The 21,336-nt window shown below is 41.1% G+C and carries 11 protein-coding genes; all 11 read left to right on the top strand.

Annotated features, from left to right (window positions below):
• Positions 1–113 precede the first annotated feature (113 nt).
• The 11 genes from ACUN24_RS23050 (at position 114) to ACUN24_RS23000 (ending at position 21,076) form a co-directional block, all read left to right on the top strand.
• Positions 114–2,930: a TIM-barrel domain-containing protein gene (locus ACUN24_RS23050; RefSeq protein WP_445564645.1), complete on the top strand. Its 2,817-nt coding sequence runs from the start codon at positions 114–116 to the stop codon at positions 2,928–2,930.
• Between the two features lie 51 nt (positions 2,931–2,981).
• On the top strand, positions 2,982–5,180 hold the full coding sequence (locus ACUN24_RS23045; RefSeq protein ID WP_445564644.1) for a beta-glucosidase: 2,199 nt from the start codon (positions 2,982–2,984) through the stop codon (positions 5,178–5,180).
• An 839-nt stretch (positions 5,181–6,019) separates the two neighbouring features.
• The gene (locus ACUN24_RS23040) at positions 6,020–8,026 is read left to right on the top strand and encodes a PAS domain S-box protein (RefSeq protein WP_445564643.1); all 2,007 of its coding nucleotides are present in this window, start codon (positions 6,020–6,022) and stop codon (positions 8,024–8,026) included.
• A 381-nt stretch (positions 8,027–8,407) separates the two neighbouring features.
• On the top strand, positions 8,408–10,228 hold the full coding sequence (locus tag ACUN24_RS23035; protein ID WP_445564642.1) for a glycoside hydrolase family 2 protein: 1,821 nt from the start codon (positions 8,408–8,410) through the stop codon (positions 10,226–10,228).
• A 576-nt stretch (positions 10,229–10,804) separates the two neighbouring features.
• Positions 10,805–11,404 (top strand): RNA polymerase sigma factor, encoded by a 600-nt coding sequence (locus tag ACUN24_RS23030; RefSeq protein ID WP_445564641.1) that lies wholly within the window; start codon positions 10,805–10,807, stop codon positions 11,402–11,404.
• Positions 11,405–11,499: 95 nt separating this feature from the next.
• Complete coding sequence (locus tag ACUN24_RS23025; RefSeq protein ID WP_445564640.1) at positions 11,500–12,693, top strand: FecR family protein; 1,194 nt, start codon at positions 11,500–11,502, stop codon at positions 12,691–12,693.
• A gap of 208 nt (positions 12,694–12,901) precedes the next feature.
• Positions 12,902–16,222, top strand: a complete 3,321-nt coding sequence (locus ACUN24_RS23020; protein ID WP_445564639.1) for a SusC/RagA family TonB-linked outer membrane protein — start codon at positions 12,902–12,904, stop codon at positions 16,220–16,222.
• A 24-nt stretch (positions 16,223–16,246) separates the two neighbouring features.
• Positions 16,247–17,680, top strand: a complete 1,434-nt coding sequence (locus ACUN24_RS23015) for a RagB/SusD family nutrient uptake outer membrane protein (protein ID WP_121286884.1) — start codon at positions 16,247–16,249, stop codon at positions 17,678–17,680.
• 13 nt (positions 17,681–17,693) lie between these two features.
• Positions 17,694–18,425, top strand: coding sequence for a DUF4843 domain-containing protein (locus ACUN24_RS23010; RefSeq protein WP_445564638.1), 732 nt, complete (start codon positions 17,694–17,696; stop codon positions 18,423–18,425).
• 10 nt (positions 18,426–18,435) lie between these two features.
• Complete coding sequence (locus tag ACUN24_RS23005; protein ID WP_445564637.1) at positions 18,436–19,860, top strand: PKD-like family lipoprotein; 1,425 nt, start codon at positions 18,436–18,438, stop codon at positions 19,858–19,860.
• Positions 19,861–19,900: 40 nt separating this feature from the next.
• Positions 19,901–21,076, top strand: coding sequence for a redoxin domain-containing protein (locus ACUN24_RS23000; protein ID WP_445564636.1), 1,176 nt, complete (start codon positions 19,901–19,903; stop codon positions 21,074–21,076).
• Positions 21,077–21,336: the final 260 nt, after the last annotated feature.

The following is a 21,336-nucleotide window of genomic DNA, read 5'->3' as shown; positions in this document are numbered from 1 at the left end:
CATTTCTTCTTACTAATTTAACATTACTGCTCTTTGGCAGGCATTGGGCATTGTAGTTTTGCATCATAACACCCACACAAACATATTCTAACCATTTAATATTTTATTCCTTTATGAGACGATTCTCTTTTTTTATTTTTTTGTTGCTTGTCGCAGGTAAACTTCTTGCTGCAGGGACTCTTGAAACGCTCAGTAACGGAATGAGGGTTTGTCCAAAGGGTGGCGCAGCCAAAACTATTGAAATAACTGTAATCAACAGCCGTGTTATTAGGGTACAGGCTTCACCCGAGAGCACTATTCCCCAGGTTGCAAGCCTTTGCGTATTAGCCGGATTAACGCCGACAGTACCTTTCAAAGTAAAAGGAAATGCAGAATTTGCCCAACTCTCTACTCAGGAACTTACGGTAAAGGTTTCCCTTGTTACAGGTAAGGTTACTTTTACTGATAAATTTGGAAAAGTAGTACTACAGGAGGCAAAAAGAAGCTTTAGCCCTATTAATGTCGAAAACGATAAAGGATATACCATGCAACAGGTCTTTTCGGGTACTCCGGGAGAGGCCATCTATGGGCTTGGGCAGCACCAGTCTGACGATTTTAACTATAAACATAAAAGCGAAGACCTTTTCCAGTATAACACAAAAGTTTCTGTGCCATTCATCATGTCTACAAATAACTATGGTGTACTTTGGGATAATTATTCGCAGAGCAAATACGGAGATCCGAGGGATTATAAAGACCTGAACCAGTTTGTTTTATTTGATAAGAAGGGCGAAAAGGGTTTTCTTACGGCCACTTACAGTCAAAAAAATAGCGCGCCCATTATCCGCCAGGAATCGGCGATCGATTATGAAAACCTCACCACTGTGAAGAAATTTCCTGTAGATTTTAATTTTAACAATGGTTCTGTAGTCTGGGAAGGAGAAATTCTTGCCAATCAAACCGATATTTACAAATTTAGCCTTTATTATGCAGGTTACACCAAAGTATGGCTTGATGGAAAATTGGTGGTGCCAGAGCGTTGGAGAACTTCATGGAATCCGAACACCTACAGATTTTCCTTTCCGTTGACAAAAGGGAAACGCACCAAAATACGACTGGAATGGAAACCTGATGGAGGTGTTTCCTACGTTGGCCTTAAAGCACTTTCTTCATCTCCGATAGAAAAAAATGGCAATATATCCTTTTGGTCAGAAATGGGCGATAAGATGGATTATTATTTCGTGGCCGGCAAAAACATGGACGAGGTAATCAGTGGTTACCGCACACTAACCGGCAAGGCGAGCATTATGCCCAAATGGGCAATGGGTTTTTGGCAGAGCCGTGAGCGCTACAAAACCCAGGATGAGCTATTAAATGTGGTAAGTGAATACCGCAAACGTAAGATTCCACTTGATAATATTGTGCTTGATTGGAATTATTGGCCTGAAAATGCCTGGGGGAGCCATCAGTTTGACTTGAAACGGTTTCCTGATGCCAAAGGAATGGTAGATTCAGTGCACAAGGAGAATGCAAATATTATGATATCGGTATGGCCAAAATTCTATGCCACAACAGATCATTTTAAACAATTTAGCCAAAAAGGATGGATGTATATGCAGGCGGTACAGGATAGCGTCCGCGATTGGATCGGTCCAGGGTATGTAGGGTCTTTCTACGATGCCTATAGCCCCGATGCACAAAAACTTTTTTGGAAACAGATGAAAGAAAACCTGTATGTAAAGGGCTTTGATGCCTGGTGGATGGATGCTTCTGAGCCCAACATTCGTGATTGTACCAATATGGACTACCGCAAGAAACTCTGTGGGCCTACTGCTCTTGGTTCTTCTACAAAATATTTTAATGCCTATGCGTTAATGAATGCCAATGCTATTTATAACGGGCAGCGTGAAACGGATAATAACAAGCGGGTGTTTCTGTTAACGCGATCTGGTTTTGCAGGTTTACAAAGGTATTCTACCGCTACCTGGAGTGGCGATATCGCATCAAGGTGGGAAGACCTGAAAGCGCAGATCCCGGCAGGCCTTAACTTTGCAATGTCGGGTATTCCGTTATGGACAATGGATATTGGCGGCTTCTGCGTGGAGAAACGTTATGGAGATAGCCAGCTTGTTTTTGATAAGACAGGCAATGAGAATGCGGACCTGAAAGAATGGCGTGAATTAAATTTACGCTGGTTTCAGTTTGGCGCATTCTGTCCCCTGTTCCGCAGTCACGGCCAGTTTCCTTACCGCGAAATCTACAACCTTGCACCAGAAGGCCATCCGGTTTACAAAAGCCTGGTTTATTACGATCAGCTCCGCTACCGCTTAATGCCTTACATCTATTCGTTGACAGGAATGGCATATCATAAGGATTATACACTGATGAGATCGCTCGCAATGGATTATACGGCCGATAAACAAACTTACGGTGTGAGCGACCAGTTTCTTTTGGGCTCAGCATTGATGGTTTGCCCGGTTTATAGTTACAAAGCACGTAGCCGCGAAGTTTATTTCCCATCAGGGAACAGGTGGTATGATTTCTATACAGGGAAGCAGATTGAAGGCGGACAAAAATTGAATATAGAAGCGCCACTTGAACGTATTCCTCTTTTTGTTCCTGCAGGTACTATTTTACCTGTAGGTGATGTGATGCAATATACTTCAGAAAAGAAAGCTGAAGATATTGAGATCAGGGTTTACAAAGGTAAAAATGGCAAATTCAGTTTATACGAAGATGAGGGAACCAACTATAATTACGAAAAGGGAGCATTTTCAACGATCAATTTTGAATATAACCACGCGAATGGCACACTTACAATAGGCAATCGTGAGGGTAGTTACGAAGGAATGTTAAGCAAGCGGATTTTTCGGATAGTCGCCATTGGTAATACTACTGAACAGGCTAAAGTTGTTCAATACAATGGTGCTAAAACGGTGGTGAAACTCTGATAAGATTTGATCAATAAGCAATAAAAACTGAACCCAAAAGAATATAATTTAATGAAATCGATATTTTTAACTGTAGTAGCAACAGCAGCCTGGTTAATGGTTAATGCGCAACAAAAGCTACCAGTTTACCTTGATGTAAATAAACCTATAGAAGAGCGGGTTGAAAATGCACTTTCAGCAATGACCACCGAAGAAAAAGTGTCACTGTGTTATGCCCAGTCTAAGTTCAGTTCAAAAGGTGTACCCCGGTTAGGAATCCCAGAAGTTTGGACCGACGACGGCCCCCACGGAATCCGTGAGGAAGTTTTATGGGATGAATGGGGTGGGGCGGGCTGGACAAACGATTCTTGTACGGCCTTTCCGGCGCTTACCTGTCTGTCGGCTACATTTAATCCTGAATTATCCATGCTGTATGGTAAATCGATTGGGGAAGAAGCCCGTTACCGCAATAAAACAGTGTTGCTGGGGCCTGGAGTAAATATTTACCGTACACCATTGAACGGGCGTAATTTTGAATATCTGGGTGAAGATCCTTATCTCAGCTCACGTATGGTAGTGCCTTATATCCAGGGTGTTCAATCCGTCGGAGTAGCAGCATGCGTAAAACATTTTGCGCTGAACAATCAGGAAGAATGGCGTGGGCATATCAATGTCGATCTGAGCGATCGCGCATTATATGAAATTTATCTGCCTGCTTTTAAGGCTGCAGTGCAGGAAGCAAAAGTTTGGTCGATTATGGGTGCTTACAATCAGTTTAGAGGCCAGCATTGTTGCCACAATGACCTGCTTTTGAACAAAATCCTAAAAAGCGATTGGAAATTCGATGGCGTGGTGATTAGCGACTGGGGAGGTGTTCATAGTACCGATCAGGCCGTTAACAACGGGCTGGACCTCGAAATGGGCACTTACACCGATGGTTTAACAACGAAGGGAAAGTTTCCCTATTCAGAATACTATCTTGCCAATCCCTTTCTTAAAGGGATTAAAGAGGGGAAGTATGATCTTGAGCTGCTCAACGATAAAGCCCGCCGCATATTACGTTTGATTTTCCGAACCACCATGAGCGCCAACCGGCCATTTGGCCGTTTCGTTTCTCCTGAACACAGTGAGGCTGCGCGTAAAATTGCTCAGGAAGGTATTGTGCTTTTAAAGAATGATAAACAGTTTTTTCCTGTTCCAATTGAAAAATTCAAAAAGATCGCTGTGATCGGTGAAAATGCCGGCCGTAGCTTAGTCATCGGTGGAGGCTCATCATCTCTTAAGGTCGCTTATGAAAAATCGCCATTGGATAGATTGATCGCTAAATATGGGAAAGATCATATTATATACAGTCTTGGTTATGCTTCCGGGCCTGCACTATACGGTCGCGAAGAACCATCCCGGCTAAATGCTGACTCTTTGATCAATGCAGCTGTGGAGGTTGCTAAACATGCTGACGTTGTATTCTTTATCGGAGGGTTGAATAAAAACCACTTTCAGGATTGCGAAGGCGGAGACCGAAAATCTTTAAGTCTGCCTTTTGGGCAGGATAAACTGATTGATGCTTTATTGAAAGTAAATAAAAACACAGCTGTAGTATTGCTTAGTGGTAACGCAGTGTCAATGCCCTGGGTAAACAAAGTGCCTGCTATTATGCAAGGGTGGTATCTTGGCTCAGAAGCCGGGAATGCATTAGCGGATATCATTTCGGGCGAGGTAAATCCCTCTGGTAAGCTGCCATTCTCATTTCCGAAAAAACTGGAAGATAACGCTGCACATTTTTACGGTAAAATTTCCTATCCCGGAGATAGTGTTAACCAATATTACAAAGAAGATATCCTGGTAGGATACCGCTGGTTTGATACTAAAAAAATAACACCTCAATACTCCTTCGGATATGGCCTTTCTTATACCAGCTTTAATTTAAGCGCTCTTTCTGCTGATAAATCTGTTTATAGCAAAGACGATATCATTAGGGTCAGATTTACTGTTAAGAACACAGGAGCACGCTACGGCGCTGAAGTTGCCCAGTTGTATATACACGATTCTGTCTGTAGTGTTCCGCGTCCGGTAAAAGAGCTGAAAGCCTTTGAAAAAGTATTCCTGCAGCCAGGTGAAACGAAAGTTGTTGAAATGGATGTAAAAGTTTCAGATCTCGCCTTCTATGATGAGGTTAAAAAGGATTGGAACATTGAAACTGGAGACTTTATCCTGCAACTGGGTAATTCATCAGGGAACATTTCCCAAAAGCTGAAAATTAGTGTCAAATAGCATTGTTAGGCAATTTAACATCTGCGGTATCAAAAAATATAGATCTGGGAATTTTCTAAAGCCTAGAAATGAAAATATTAGTGCAGAAATATAGATCCTGTTTAAAATTAAATAAAATCCAATTCGTATGTCAGCCTGAGGTGATAATTTATTATTAAAAATCAATATGAATGACAGATTTTTTAGCGGATTATAGGCTGCGAGAATCGTCATTCCCAACTTGATTGGGAACCACAGAGTGCTCATGAATGCCTTTGAAATAAGGGGAAACTTATGAATAATCGTAATGCAAGCGCTTTAAGATTCCCGCCTGCGCAAGATCCGGTAGCTATCGGATGACGACCGTACTGATATATTCTTTCAATAGTAGCGTAGTCGAAGACCATTTCAACGCATTCAGCTTGGCGCCAACGCCGCTCAGATCCTCAAGCCGTCCGGCATAAAAAAACAAACTAAAGCTCTATAGAGAAAGGATATTAAAAATAGACCATATACTGCGCAGAAGCCTTCATAAAGGTATTTTCGGTTACAATATTAATTTTGATTTACAGATCCGTATCTATCTTCATTTTTTTCAAGTCTGGCCATGACCCGAACAATGGTCTGGCGGATGTTCAATTGGTTTTATAACTACGCTTGATCTTTCCACCAGTTCTGCAGCTGGCAAGAATATTGTTTATCAGCCTTTTTCTGGCTGGTTCAATCACTTAACTGCTTCAGGGCACTTATTGCCCTGGTCGAACTGGCAGGACAGCTTCATCATTGCTGATAGGAATTTAAGCCTGATTTCAAACAAATTGCTGGTTTTTCGGTTTCAAATGTTATCCTTGAACTATTGTATGACTGAATTAACGCACAACCACAATCTACATGCCTCAAATGAGGACCGTTTCAGAGCACTGTTGACTGCAACTTCTGATGTTGTTTATAGCTTGAGCCCGGACTGGAGCATCATGTATAAGCTTGACGGCCGGGGCTTTCTTCTTGATGCCAATGAGCCGACCACAGACTGGAAATCTAAAAATGTTTATCCTGAAGACCTCGACAAAATTAATGCTGCAATTGAATCAGCTATTGCCACAAAAAGCATCTTCCAGCTGGAACACCGGGTAAATAAGGCGGATGGTAGTGTTGGATGGACATTTTCCCGTGCGGTACCGATCATTGACAAGGAAGGGGAAATAAGAGAATGGTTCGGGCTTGCCTCTGATATTACAGAGCGAAAACTAACAGAAGAGTCGTTAAAAGCGTCAAAGGAGGTGCTTGAGCAGCAGAAGCGTACCTATGAAACCATTACCTCTGGAACACCAGACCTGATGTATGTATTTGATCTGGATTACCGTTTTACCTATGTGAACCAGGCCCTTCTTGAAATGTGGGGCAAAACTTGGGATGAGGCGGTGGGAAAGGGACTTCTTGATAATGGCTATGAACCCTGGCATGCTGACATGCACGAGCGGGAGATAGACAGAATCAGGAATGATGGGAAACCGATACGAGGTGAAGTTGCCTTTCCTCATGCAACTTTGGGCAGGAGGTTATATGACTATATTCTGAATCCGGTTTTTAATGATGTGGGTGAGGTTATTGCCGTTTCGGGTACAACCAGGGATGTTACTGAGCGTGATCAGTGGGAGCAGAAACTTAAAGCGGGAGCTGAAAAGCTACAGGCGATGAATGAAGAGTTTGCTGCGGTAAATGAAGAACTCAGTGTCGCTAATGAAGAACTTTTAATGGTAAATGAGAGTCTTTCAAAAGCAAATACGGATTTGCTTTCAGCCCAGCGGACCATTGAGGAAGGAAAGCTTGCTTTGCGGCAGGCTATCGAAGCCGCCAACTTTGGCACCTGGTACATCTATTCTCAAACCAGGGAATTCATAACCGATGCCCGTTTTAAAGAGTTGTTCGGATATCTTCCTCATGAGGAACTCTCTATTGAGCAGTCACTAGCGCAGATAACCGATGAATACCGTGACTTTGTATCGGCCAAACTTGAAGAGGCTATTTATAATAATGGCGACTATGATGTGACCTATCCAGTTACAGGACTGCATGACAACAGATTGAGATGGCTCCGCGCAATTGGAAATGTTATGGCAGACCCATCTGGAACATTCTCCGTATTTACAGGGGTAATTATGGATGTTACTGCACAAAAAATGGAAGAAATACGCAAAAATGATTTTATGGGTATGGTTAGCCATGAGCTTAAAACGCCGTTGACCTCACTTTCAGCTTATCTTCAGCTTCTTGAGTTGCATTCAAAAGAGAATCCGGACAAGGTAAGCCAGCGGGCAATAACGCAGTCAATTAAACAGACAAGGCGTATGACCGATATGATCAATGGGTTCCTGGAAATCTCGCGACTTGAATCGGCAGATATAATATTGGAACAAAGCTTTTTTGATATCGCTGATCTGATGGCTGAAGCAGATGAAGAATCACAAATGATGTATACTACCCATAATTTTCTGTTCAACCCTGTAGAAAGCCGGATGATCAAGGCAGACCGCATAAAAGTTGGACAGGTTATCGCAAACCTTATTGGTAATGCGGTCAAATATTCCAAGCCCGGTTCGCTTATCAAGGTGTCATGTTTTTCTGCTGATAAAGAGATCAAGGTGAGTGTCGTCGATCAGGGCATTGGGATAAAAGAGGGGGAATTGCCTAAAATTTTTAAGCGTTTTTACCGGGTAGCAAACAATAACCTTATTGCAGGTTTTGGTATAGGTTTGTATGTTTCCTCAGAGATTGTCAGGTTACATGGCGGAAAAATATGGGCTGAGACTGAAATTGAAAAAGGATCAACATTCAGTTTTACACTACCTTTATATCAGAGGCTTTAGTTCAGATATTCCGTATAGTGCCGTAAAATTTGATGCTACTGTTGTAGAGGGAATGATAAATTTAAAAGCAACAACTTTTCCATCTCGCTTTCCACTTATATTCGGCCAAGTATTTCATTATTTTGATTGACTGCATTTCTGCAGAAATCGGTCAACTGAAGATATTCAGCGTTTTTGGTCAGGTATGGTTTTCACTTGTTCCAGTCGTATCAGCACGCCCAGGTCTAGGACTTCGCAATTGTGGTCAAATGGAATAAACTTCCCCCGGATGAAAGATAAGCTGTATAAAAAAAATGATCCAGGCATTTGATAAATCGATTTATTAGATTAAAAATGATATATTAGTATCCCGAACTACAGACCCTTAATCTTCCGGATAATATGAAAAAAACAGGTTTATCTATCCTATTCCTTTCAGTAATGTTGCAGGTATATTGTGGAAATGTTTACGCCCAGACTGCAAAACTACCCACCAAATGGACTAAAGAGGCGATGGTTGCCCAAAATCCTTTTCCAGATTATCCCCGGCCCCAGATGGTACGTGGAGAATGGAAGTCATTAAACGGTAAATGGGATTATGTCGGCGGAAAAGATAAACTGAATGCACTCAACCCGAAAATGCCGATTGCATTTGCCGGAAAATCTGAACAAATCCTTGTTCCATATTGTCCAGAATCAGTGATCTCGGGCATTGAGCGCAAGCAGGAGGTTAACATGTGGTACCGCAGGCGTTTCGAAATACCCCAAAACTGGAAAGGAAAAAATATCATAATCAATTTTGAGGCTGTTGATCATGATGCGACCATCTTCGTTAACGGAAAAAAGGCAGGATCTCACTCGGGCGGTTATGATGCCTTTTCGCTGGATATTACCCCATTGCTAAAATCTGGAAGTAATGAATTGATTGTTGCCGCTTATGATTCAAATGACGGTAGGATGCCTTCGGGCAAGAACGGACCGCGGGGAGATTATACCTTCAGCTCCGGCATCTGGCAGGGGGTATGGCTTGAACCATTGAGCGCAGTCCACATTAGAAATATCAAGCTATTGCCCGATCTGGAAAACAGCAGGCTAAAGGTAACGGTCGATGCAGGTTCCTCTGTCATATCCGCAGTAGCACTTGATGGCAATAAGGTCGTCTCGCAGGCGCAGGGAACTAACGGAAAGGCTTTTTATCTGCCTATCCAAAATCCAAAGTTATGGTCGCCTGATGAGCCTTTTCTTTATGATCTTAAAATCACGCTCAAGGACCACAACGGTGAAACTGTTGACGAGGTGAAGAGCTATTTCGGTATGCGCGATATCAGGCTGGGAAAGGTGTCGGGTGTCATGCGTCCGTTGCTGAACGGAAAGTTCATCATGCAGGTTGGCCTACTTGACCAGGGCTACTGGCCGGATGGAATTCTGACTGCTCCTACCGAGGAGGCGCTGAAATCTGATATAGAATTTACCAAAAAGGCAGGCTTTAACCTCATCCGTAAACATATGAAAACCGAACCAAAACGTTTTTACTTTTGGGCTGATAAACTGGGTATTCTGCTTTGGCAGGACATGCCGGCAATCTGGTACCAGAATGAGGATACCGCAAAAGTACGCTCCGCTTTTCGCAAAGAACTTAAAGCGGTAATGGATGAACATTACAACTCACCCTCGATTATTGCCTGGGTTCCCTTCAATGAGAACTGGGGTGCTTTCGATGTACCGGCAATAACTGACTGGGTAAAAAAATACGATTCCTCAAGACTGGTAAATGGCAATTCGGGGTTTAACAACAATCCAGGCTACCAGAAAGCGGCTGGTGATCCGGGTAATGGAGACTTTGTAGATACGCATATTTACATAGGCCCCTATGACGCGTCTACACCTGACGATAAAAGGGCCGCATCTTTGGGGGAGTTCGGCGGTGTGGGGCTTTTTGTAAGGGCTCATATGTGGCCTGTAGAAAACAATGCGTATGCCTATGAACCTACAAGTGCTGCGTTGACGGATAGGTATGTACTGCTGATGAGCCAGGTTGAACAGCTGATGAAATACAAAGGTCTTAGTGTAGCCGTTTATACCCAGACAACCGATGTGGAGCATGAGGTTAATGGATTGCTGACCTACGACCGTGCGGTTGAGAAAATGGATGCGAAGAGGGTAAATGAAATAAACAGGGCAGTGATCGCTGAGGGAAAAAAGTTAAATACAGAGGGGCATTAGAATAGCTATCAAAAAAAGTTAATTTAGAACCTGCTTAAAATTAACTAAAATTTATTTCGTATGTCAGTCTGAGCGTAGTCGAAGACAATTTTTTATAGTTAAGAGAAGCAATCGACTTCGCTCAGTGGGATAAACTAGGAGAAGTAATGTAATTGAATAAAATTTAAACAGGCTCTTAGTTTTAAAAAAATATCAATTCAAGTTCGGATATATAATTAAATTAACGCTTAAAACAAGTCGATGACTCAGGTATCTCTTGAGATCCAATCAACTTCATTTAGATAAAATGGAATAATCAAAATTGTTATTCCTGAAATTACAGAATATGAAATAAAAGATATTGAAAAGAGTGTCAATATTCTATCACTATAAAAAATATTACGGCTCCTTGGAAATCGAAATTGTGGTAACATTTTAAGATCCTATACTAGCCCTTGAAGATGCTCAATTCATCAGCGCGATCAGATCTTATTGTTGGTCGTTTTTTAATGACGAGCTATTTCAGAAGAAGGCAATGGCATTTTTCCGAAATATTACTATCTTGTCTTTTTAAGTTAGCGTATATTTGCCAGACGAATGATCAACATTAATCACACCGATGAAAAGTCTTTATTGATTCAATTGAAAAACGGTGATGAGCGGGCATTTGAAATATTATACAATAACTATAAATTTCGGATCGCCGGAAATTTATTTAAACTTCTCAAATCTGACGACCTGGTAAAAGAAGTGCTGCAAGAACTTTTTTTTAAAATATGGGAGGTGCGGACACAGATTGATCCTGAAAAATCTTTTAAATCTTATCTCTTTCGTATAGCAGAGAATCTTGTATATGATTATTTTCGGAAAGTAGCCAAAGACAAACGTTTATTGACTAAAATGGTTGCTTCAAGTTCAGAATTGTATCTTCACGTTGAAGAAGATTTGCTGAGTAAAGAAGATGCCCAAAAATTGCAACATGCCATAAACCTGATGCCGCCTCAACGCAAAATGGTATTTACACTTTGTAAATTAGAGGGTAAATCTTATAAAGAAGTAGAGGAAATTATGGGTATTAATGCCAAAACCATAAGCAGCCACATGCTGCAAGCCAACAGATTTCTAAAAAACCACTTTGGAGGTTCTCCCACACTTATCATTTCGATAGTTTTGGGTGTTTTATTCAAAGGCTTTTGATCCTGATCGTTATTTTTGGAAATTAATTGTTAATTTTTTGTTAACAGACTAAGGATATTTTTGCGCAACTCCGTATTAGCAGTAAAAATTGAGCCTTGAAACCATCCAAACAACTTCAAATACTCTTCAAAAAACATCTGGATAATACCTGTAGTCCTGAAGAAACCCAGCATCTGATGAATTATTTTCAGCTTGATGAAGACCGGGAAGTATTGAAAGAGCTCATCATCGGCGCCTTAGAAATCCAGGGTGAGCACAAAGAAAATGATTTAGCTATTACCGGGGTATTGGAAAAGGTTGACCAGGATTTGTTTATTCAGATCCGGGAATCAGCACATGCTGTACCTGAAGGTAAAAATAAAATACTTAGACTTTGGTTAAAAATCATTGCCGTTGCTGCAGTTTTAGCTGTGGTATACCTAGGTGTTTATTTTTTCAATAACCAACCGGAAAAGGTTGCCGCTGTTCCCATAGTTACTGCACATGATATTAAACCTGGTGGCTATGGTGCTACACTTACCCTGGCAAATGGCAGGAAGGTTAGCTTGGCAAATGCATCCAGGGGTGAAATAGGAAGAGAATCCGGAATAGTCATCACTAAATCAGACGATGGCAAACTGGTGTACCAGGTGAGTGAAAAGGTTTCAGATCCAAATGCTTCTAATACCCTGTCTACCGCCCGTGGGGAAACCTATCAGGTAAGGTTGCCTGACGGATCGCTTGTCTATTTAAATGCCGCTTCCAGCCTCACCTACACCACCTCCCTCATTCAAAACGGAAAGCGGATAGTTACCCTTAGTGGTGAAGGATATTTTGAAGTGGCTAAGGATAAGCAACATCCATTTATTGTAAAGACAGGCCGGCAGGAAGTAGAAGTATTAGGAACTCATTTTAACATCAGCAGCTATGCAGATGATGAAGTGGAAAAAACCACCTTGCTGGAAGGAAGCGTGAAGCTCTCAACATCGGGTAACTACAAATTGCTAAGACCAGGGCAACAAGCAAAGCTATCTGCTGGCAAAATAACGATTAGTGAAACGGATACCGATCTGGCTGTTGCCTGGAAAAATAATGAATTTGTAATCGAAAGTGAAAACATCGAAACAATCATGAAAATGATCAGTCGCTGGTATAATTTGGAGGTTGTTTACCTAGGTGAAAAAACCACCCAGCGTTTCAGTGGTCAAGTTTCGAGGTTTGATAAATTGTCTAAGGTGCTTGAAATCGTGGAATCAACAGGAGAAGCTCATTTCGATTTAAAAGGACGAACCGTATATGTATCAAAATAATAAATAACGAATAATAAACTGAATTTTAACCTTTAAACAAACTACATGATAAAAGAAATACGATAACTAAAGATATCCAAAAAAAAAGGCCCCGTTTAACTGCCGGGACCTGATCATAGTCTGGAATATTCGATTGAAAATCAATTTACAACCACAGTCTTGCTACGGACCAACGCATCAGAGACTGTTTAACCAAACCAACTACTAAATGTATCAAAAATCAAGGAAATTTGGTATACCTAATCGGCTGTACCTCAAATTATTGTTAACCATGCGCCTAACCATTGTAATAATAATAGCGTGCCTTATGCAGGTAAGTGCATCAAGTCTCGCTCAAAAAGTGACTTTAACCAAGTCAAATGCTTCACTTCGATCCGTTTTTAAGGAACTTAACCAACAAACTGGTTATAATTTCTTTTATGTGGACAATCTATTGGAAAATTCAATACCTGTAACCATCAATGTTAAAGATGCTGAATTGCCTGCTGTGCTTAAGCAAATTTTTGCAGCACAAAATCTAGACTTTACCATACGTAACCAAACTGTGGTGATTAAAGCAGGCGTAAAGGCTAGCCAGGAAGTTATTACTGGTTTTGTTGCCGATGCCAAAGAACACAAGCCAATCCCAGGGGTTACAGTGTCAATCAAGGGAACAAAGTCTGCGGTTCAGACGGATAAGAATGGAAAGTTTACCATCAGCATACCACAGGGTGCAACATCTTTGGAGTTCAGATTTATAGGTTATAAGACAGTTGATGTGCCTATCTCCTCTAATTCGAATTATACCATTTATATGCAGGAAAATGAGTTGACGCTAAATGAAACGGTGATCACAGGAATGGTCGACCGGAAGGTAAGCACCTACACCGGAGCAGCCAAAACCATAACCGGAGCTGAGCTTAAGGCCGTGAGTCCGGTAAATGTATTTGCTGGTATTGCTGCTCTTGATCCTTCTTTCAGAATTATTCCCAACAATAAGATTGGGGGTAACATTAATGCGCTACCTGAAATTAGCATGCGTGGACAAAACTCCTACCCAACACTGGGTTCAGAACTTGTTGGAAATCCCAACACGCCATTGTTTATTCTTGATGGATTTCAGGTTTCATTACAAGCCATCACAGATTTGGACATGAATCAAATTGCATCAGTAACGTTATTAAAAGATGCTTCTGCTACTGCAATGTATGGATCTCGTGGGGGTAATGGTGTGATGGTTGTTACAACAATCCTTCCGCCGAGAGGAAAAGTAGAAGTTTCCATAACTAATAACTTAACATTATCATCTCCTGATCTTTCTGTATACCACATGTTGAATGCATCAGAAAAACTGGATTTTGAGCGCCGCGTAGGTTTTTTGAATAGTTATAGCGGGCAATTTATTAATGCGGAAAGATATAAAGCCGTTTTGAGCGGTGTGAATACAGACTGGAAATCTATTCCGGTTCAAACAGGTATCAACAACAGAACCAATTTATCATTACGCGGAGGTGATCAGTCTTTGACCTTCAACCTTACTTTTAGCGGAAACCTTTTACAAGGGGTAATGAAAGAACAGGACCGGAAAAATTATTCAGGAAGTTTTCAGCTGAGTTACAAAACCAATAATTTAACATTCCAGAATAACACGATCGCAACCCAGGTTATTTCCAATGATTCCCCTTATGGGGAATTTAGTCAATATCTGAATTTAAACCCATATTGGAAACCTTATGACGAAAATGGTAATGTAAACAAATACCTCGAAAATATCAACCCGGGCTTTGGTATACCTGGTTCCGTTGTATTAAACCCATTAATGGATATTACATACAATACCATTAACAACAGAAATAAGAACTTTAACTTAAGAAATAACACTACTGTTCGTTACGACTATAGTAAGTCTTTGTGGTTTACTGGTGCACTGGGCATCACCAAAGTGAATGGGACGATAGATAATTTCTATTCCGCTTTAGATAGCCGGTTTGATGGTATAACAGATTTAAGTGCACGGGGTTCCTATTCGAAAGACAACAGTGAGGCCTTTACCATGGACGGAACAGGTGCTGTGAACTACAACAAGAATTTTGGAAAGCATGGCGTTACGGTATATGCAGGATTCAGGCTTGCCAGCACAAGTTTAAATTCATATAATGTATCTACACAGGGTTTCCCTTTTGATCGTTTGGACAACATCCTGTTTGCCGCACAATATTTAAACAGCAGGCCTACCGGAACGGAAAGTACAATTAATAATCTTTCCTATACTGGAAGTGCAAACTACTCTTATGATAACCGGTATTTTACCGATTTTACTTATACCAGAGATGGTTCTTCTGCTTATGGAACGAATAATAAATTTGGTAATTTCTGGTCTGCCGGTTTAGGATGGAACATCAATAATGAACAATTCCTTAAGGATAGCAGAACAGTTAACCTTTTAAGGATTCGTGGTAGCTACGGTTCTACAGGTACATCTGTACAGGACCCTTATGCAGCACAATTCAGGTACAACCTGGGTACATCGACCGGTTATTTCGGCGAGGTAGGTGCTATTCCCGGTGCACTTGGAAACCCGAATTTAAGCTGGCAACAAGTATTAAAGTCTAACATTGGTATTGCATCAGCATTTCTGGACAACCGTTTAACTTTTAATGCAGAATTTTATAACGAAATAACGCAGAATGCGCTAACTACAGTTTCGCTGGCATCTAGTACCGGTTTCCCTTCGTACACTGAAAATTTAGGTAAAATTCAGAACAGGGGATTACAACTCGACCTCGGTTATACTATACTATCTGACCCTCGTAAAGGCTTAAAATGGAATGTTTCTGTGAACGCAGCCACTAATAAATCGGTGTTAAAAGAAGTTTCTGATAAACTCAAAGCCTTCAACGCCGCATTGAATGCGAATAATCCTGATCAAACAGCTGAAAATGCGCAGTTTATTGAAGGTCAATCGACAACGGCAATTTATGCGGTGAGGTCACTGGGCATTGATCCGGTTACCGGCCAGGAAGTTTACCTGAAAGCAGATGGTACCCCAACCTTTGTATGGGACGTTAACGATAAAACCTATGTCGGCGATACCCGCCCCAGATGGACTGGAGCCATTAATTCAAACTTCCTATATGCAGGTTTTGCCTTAAATTTCAGCTTCAATTATAATTATGGTGCTGATTTGTATAACAGTACCTTATTAAACCGGGTAGAGGCGGTGGATGCGAGCAACAATGTGGACCGGAGGGCGTATGACCTGGGCTGGACTGGGCCTGGCAGTGTGAGTCCGTACAGAAGAATTACCGGCTCGCCGACGCCTACAAAGCTGACTTCACGCTTTGTTCAACGCGATAATAACATTCAGCTCAGCTCGATTAATTTGAGTTATCAGTTCAAAACTGCATTTGTAAAAAAGTTAGGCTTGCAGAACTTAAGTGTTAGTGCCACAACCAATAACCTGGCCACCTTTAGCTCCATTGAAATAGAACGTGGTACAGATAATCCTTTTGCCAGAGAATATACATTTGGTTTAAGTGCAAGATTTTAATTCAAAAAACATATTCATATCCCAATGAAAAGAACAACATTAATCATAGGAATTCTGGCAATAGTTGCGATGTTTTCCGGTTGTAAGAAATTTTTGGATGTAACACCCAAAACGAACCTATCTGAAGAACAGCTGTTTACTTCAGAAGTTGGTTTTCAACAGGCTTTATCAGGTGTATATGGCCAGCTTGCTAGTAGCAAACTCTATGGAGATAATCTTTCCATGGGCTTCGTTTCCGCACTTGCTCAAAATTACGCGACACTTGATCAAGCATCGGCAGTTAAGCTGCAACAGACACAAGTATTGAACTATGCTTCAACGGAAGTAGTAAGCTATACCGATTCCATCTGGTCGTCCAGTTATAGTGCAATTGCTGCAGCAAATAAAATAATTGAAAATACAGAAACAAACCGATCTGTGCTATCCAATAATTCGTACGCACTGTTGCGTGGTGAGGCATTAGCCTTAAGAGCATTTTTGCATTTTGATTTATTACGGATGTTTGGGCCGGAATATACTGCGGGTGCCAATTTAAAAGCCATCCCCTACAAAAAAGAAGTTAACCAAAATGCAAATCCACCAGCAACAACTGCGGATGTGGTAAAATTTGCGCTGGCCGACCTTAAGGAAGCGGAAAGTTTACTGTTGCCTGTTGATCCGATTGTGACCAGCGATTTGCGGACCAGGAGGAATAAGCTTAATTACTACGGTGTAAAAGCACTGGAAGCAAGAATCATGTTGTATAGCGGCGACAATGCCGGTGCGGCTGCTGCTGCAACTGTGGTGGTCAATTCGGGGAAATATCCTTTTGTAACCCAGGCACAAGCCGGTGCTGTTAACCAGGGATTGTTGGTACGTGACCGCTTGTATTTTAATGAGCAGGTGTTCATGATCAGGGTTAGGGATATACTGCCCACGGTACAACGTTACTTTAGATTCAGGGGGTCGGCAAGCCAAACGCTTACACGTAGCGCTGCTAATTTTGCTACACTTTATGAAACCAGCAGCGGCGGAGGTACAGACTTTAGGTATGCTTATCGCCTCGAGCAGGATGGAGGAGGAGTCACGTTCCCTTCTAAATTCTGGCAGGCATCTACGTCTACAACCACTATTAGTGACAATTTACTGGATCAGTATGTACCAGGTATCCGTCTTTCGGAAATGTATTATATCCTGGCTGAAACGGCATCAACACCTGCTATTGGCGTGGGCTATTTAAATACAATACGCCTGAACAGAGGAATTGGCGTTTTACCGAATACGATCACTGCTTCGACGCTTAAAGCCGAAATTACCAAAGAGTATCAGAAGGAATTTTATGCAGAGGGGCAGTTGTTCTTTTACTATAAGCGTATTAAAGCCTCCAGAATGCAATTTGGTCCTGCTATGGCACAGAGTCAATATATACTCCCAATTCCACCTTCTGAACTTCAATTTAATCCGAATTATGCTAATTAATCACACTCGTATTATGAAATACCTATTATATGTGACGATAGTCTTATTACTGTTTTCTTGTAAGAAAGAAACGGTAGAAACCTATCAGGGAAAAGATGGCGTTAGCTTTTTTGCTTACACCTATCAACAATTACATACCACAGCGGTTAGAAGTTACTCTTTTGCCTTTCAAAAAACGCTAAAAACAAGGGATACCATGTATATACCCTTGAGGCTTACCGGAAAGCTTTCCGATAAACCACGTACCGTATTGCTAAAAACAGCTGAAGGAACAACTGCAACGGCGGGCGTGGATTTTGAGCTAAAAGAAGTGACCATTCCGCCTGGAGCATCGACATTTAATTATCCTTTGATATTGCTCAATTCTGCCGGAATGGCCAGTAATGTGTACAGGATTGTACTGGAACCAGCAGAAACTAAAGACTTTACTTTAGGCACGCTTGGCCAGACACCTGGTATTAATGAAATTACGGAGGAAAACTTTAGATATCTGAAGATCGATGTATCCAGCATGTATGTTAGACCTGCTTATTGGGATATTCTTGATGAAGATTTTGGTGAATTTAGCGCTGTTAAGTACAAGTTCATGGTTAAGGTATTGGGTATAACAGATTTCTCTTTAGATAGTATCGGTTCTGACGGTCTGCTCAACTTCCCCGTGACGCTGAGAAATGCACTGGCCGATTATGAAGCTGCAAATGGTCCATTGTTAGATGAGAACGGTCAAGAGATATCGTTCCCTTAATTAAAATATTATGCATTTAAAACATTTTTTTAAACTCAGACTGGTTTTTATTGTAATCGTGCTCGCATTTGCTGCCTGCAAAAAAGACAATCAATCGTTTAAATATGATCAAATCAACGATATTAAGATCACGGATGCAACCACCAGTTTCACGGTAGCTCAACGGGATTCGCTGATCATTACACCAACTTTGTCACAAACAATGCCTGCGGGTGATTCATTTACCTACAGTTGGAAAATTGACTCAAATGTGATAGCCACATCTCAAAATTTGCGCATCAAAGTAACCTTAAGTCCTGGTACCTATTTAATGACTTACAGAGTAACAAGTAATAGAAACGGTATTTATACGCAGAAGCGTTATACCGTTACCGTCACTGGAATCTATCCAGATGGCTGGTATATCGTGAATAACAAGGATGGGAAAGGCAAAGTTTCACTCATCCGGACAGATGATGTCTTTTTTGACAACCCTATGGAAGTGGCCAATAATAAAAGCTATCCAGGTAAGGCACTAGCCGTATATAATTTTGGTAAAGGTGGTTTCTTCTATTATTTCAGCGATCAAAATGTGTATCGGTTTAATATGAACGACTGGCTGGAGCTTGGCGATAAAAGTTCTATACTTCCGAATTTGGCTACACCGCTTCCGTTTAAAAGTGCACCTGCTTTTATCTTAGACGCCTCCAAATTTGACCAGTTCATTGTTGCCGATGGCAGCTTATATGCTGGTATTTCAGGCTCGACTTCGGAAAACGTCAAGCCCTTCACCCAACGCATTCCTGGCGACTATGACCTATATCCGGGTGTGTTTCCTAACACTTATGACCTGACCTATTTTTATGATAATGCTAAAATGCGCTTTAAGCGGATGGCTATATTTTCCAGAATCCTGGAAGATGCACCTAAAACAACGGGCTCATTTGACATGGCAAATGTGGGAAGAAAAATGATTGCGTCTGATCGTGGCATATCAACGATATTCGAAGAAGAAATTGAGTGGTATTTCATCATGCAAGATAATAACGGACGCTACCTAATGTCTTTAACGTATGATCAATTTGGCAGTACCCTTGTTGGGGTTAATCAACAAATGGTAAATAGCCCGGAAATTGGTAGTGCAACTAACTTTGCAACCTCCTCCATCTTAAAACAACTTTATTATACTGTTGATAATAGGGTGTATTTATACGATATGCTTGCAAATTCTGCACGACTTATCTACACTTTCCCGGTTGGATATGTAATAAAAGATATCGAAATGCAACGGACGACCAGTAAACGACTGGTGATCGGTGTGAATAATGGTGCAGCGGGTGAAGTTTATTATTTCGACATCAATGCGCAGGGAGAATTTAACAATAGTACCTATGCCAAGAAGTTTACCGGCTTTGGTGAAATTGTACAAATTGCGCCTGCCAGGAAAAATTTGTAAACACAATGAATTTTAGATAATTATTTAATATTATATTACTATGAAAAAGATAGTCTTACTCCTAGCAATCCTGGCTATAGGAGAGTCTGCATTTACTCAGCAGGCAAAACCACCTTATCAGGCAAGTCTCGATTCTATGAAACTCTTTATCGATCTTTCAAAAAAAGAAGACATTCTCAACCGCCTGGTCAAAGCCCATCCGAACGAGAGTTTTGATCAATACAGGGCTATACTCGTAGATAATTTTGTAGTGGCAAAAAATTCTGAGAAGGCTTTATATTATTTCAACCAGATCCAGGAAACTGCAAGAATTATGTATGTTGAAAATGTTACTACCGGTTTAATGGCTTATGATTTGAAAGCAGCTGAAACTTTGGTTAAGCAAGAATTAAACAACTCAACAAACGCAAAGGAAGAGCGGTTGTATTTGCTACAATTATACAGTCAGGTGGCGGATAAACTGGGCGATCATGAGAAAGCTTTCGCTGCTATAAAAGAGTGCTATGAGCAGGCTAACAAAAAAAGTGCAGGATTAACTGCACAGTATTATTATTTGATGAGCAAAAGTGGCAGATATCAGGAAGCACTTCCTGAACTGGAGAAAGCAGTTTTGTCAGGCCTGGCCAATGATGATGTTAAGGCCGAACTAAAAAATGCTTATGTAAGGGTGCACCCAGGTAAAGATGCAAATGCTTACATGGCTACGCTTACCGACCAGTTTGACAACAAATACAAAGCAGAAATAGCAGCCAAAATGCTGTCGGAGAAGGCACCGGAATTTAAAGTTAAAGACATAAACGGCAAGGAAGTATCCTTGTCGGACTTTAAAGGAAAGACGATTGTTCTTGATTTTTGGGCAACCTGGTGCGGGCCTTGTAAGAAGTCGTTACCAGCGATGCAAATGATGGTTAATAAATATAAAAATGACCCGACGGTAAAGTTTTTGTTTATACACACCTGGGAAACGGTTCCAAACCCAAAACCTGATGCTGTAAACTACTTGTTAACCCATAACCTGGATTTGCCTTTGTATATGGATACTAAAGATCCCGTTACAAAAAAGAATCCTGCAGTATCATCATTTGGTGTTTCCGGAATTCCCGCAAAGTTTATTATTGATGGTAATGGTAAAATACGCTTTAAAGAATTGGGATTGCTTTGGCCAAATGAGGTTGCCGTGAGGCAACTTTCAACCATGATAGAGATGTCCAGATAAAATGTAATTATCCCAAGATGGATAAATAATTATTAAAGTAAACCCTTATATGCCGAAATGCATATGAGGGTTTGCTTTGAAAAGACACCAAGATTCCCAATAGCATATTGGCGACATGGAACCATAAATGACCAGTATTTAAGAGGGGCGTCGTTGCGAGGCACGAAGATAACCGAACGATTGAGCTCATGAATGCCTTTAAAAACCTATGCAAAAATGAATAATCTTAATGCTTAGGCTAGTAGCTATCGTTGTAAGAT

The sequence above is a fragment of the Pedobacter sp. WC2501 genome, from assembly GCF_052682415.1.
Note: the sequence above shows the minus strand (reverse complement) of the source record. Positions and strands in the feature narration are given on the sequence as shown.

Excerpts from the sequence above, each read along its gene's own strand:
- ACUN24_RS23005 (WP_445564637.1), top strand. The coding sequence starts at position 18,436 with ATGCATTTAAAACATTTTTTTAAACTCAGACTGGTTTTTATTGTAATC.
- ACUN24_RS23000 (WP_445564636.1), top strand. The coding sequence starts at position 19,901 with ATGAAAAAGATAGTCTTACTCCTAGCAATCCTGGCTATAGGAGAGTCT.
- ACUN24_RS23030 (WP_445564641.1), top strand. The coding sequence starts at position 10,805 with ATGATCAACATTAATCACACCGATGAAAAGTCTTTATTGATTCAATTG.
- ACUN24_RS23035 (WP_445564642.1), top strand. The coding sequence starts at position 8,408 with ATGAAAAAAACAGGTTTATCTATCCTATTCCTTTCAGTAATGTTGCAG.
- ACUN24_RS23015 (WP_121286884.1), top strand. The coding sequence starts at position 16,247 with ATGAAAAGAACAACATTAATCATAGGAATTCTGGCAATAGTTGCGATG.
- ACUN24_RS23045 (WP_445564644.1), top strand. The coding sequence starts at position 2,982 with ATGAAATCGATATTTTTAACTGTAGTAGCAACAGCAGCCTGGTTAATG.
- ACUN24_RS23040 (WP_445564643.1), top strand. The coding sequence starts at position 6,020 with ATGACTGAATTAACGCACAACCACAATCTACATGCCTCAAATGAGGAC.
- ACUN24_RS23020 (WP_445564639.1), top strand. The coding sequence starts at position 12,902 with ATGTATCAAAAATCAAGGAAATTTGGTATACCTAATCGGCTGTACCTC.
- ACUN24_RS23050 (WP_445564645.1), top strand. The coding sequence starts at position 114 with ATGAGACGATTCTCTTTTTTTATTTTTTTGTTGCTTGTCGCAGGTAAA.
- ACUN24_RS23010 (WP_445564638.1), top strand. The coding sequence starts at position 17,694 with ATGAAATACCTATTATATGTGACGATAGTCTTATTACTGTTTTCTTGT.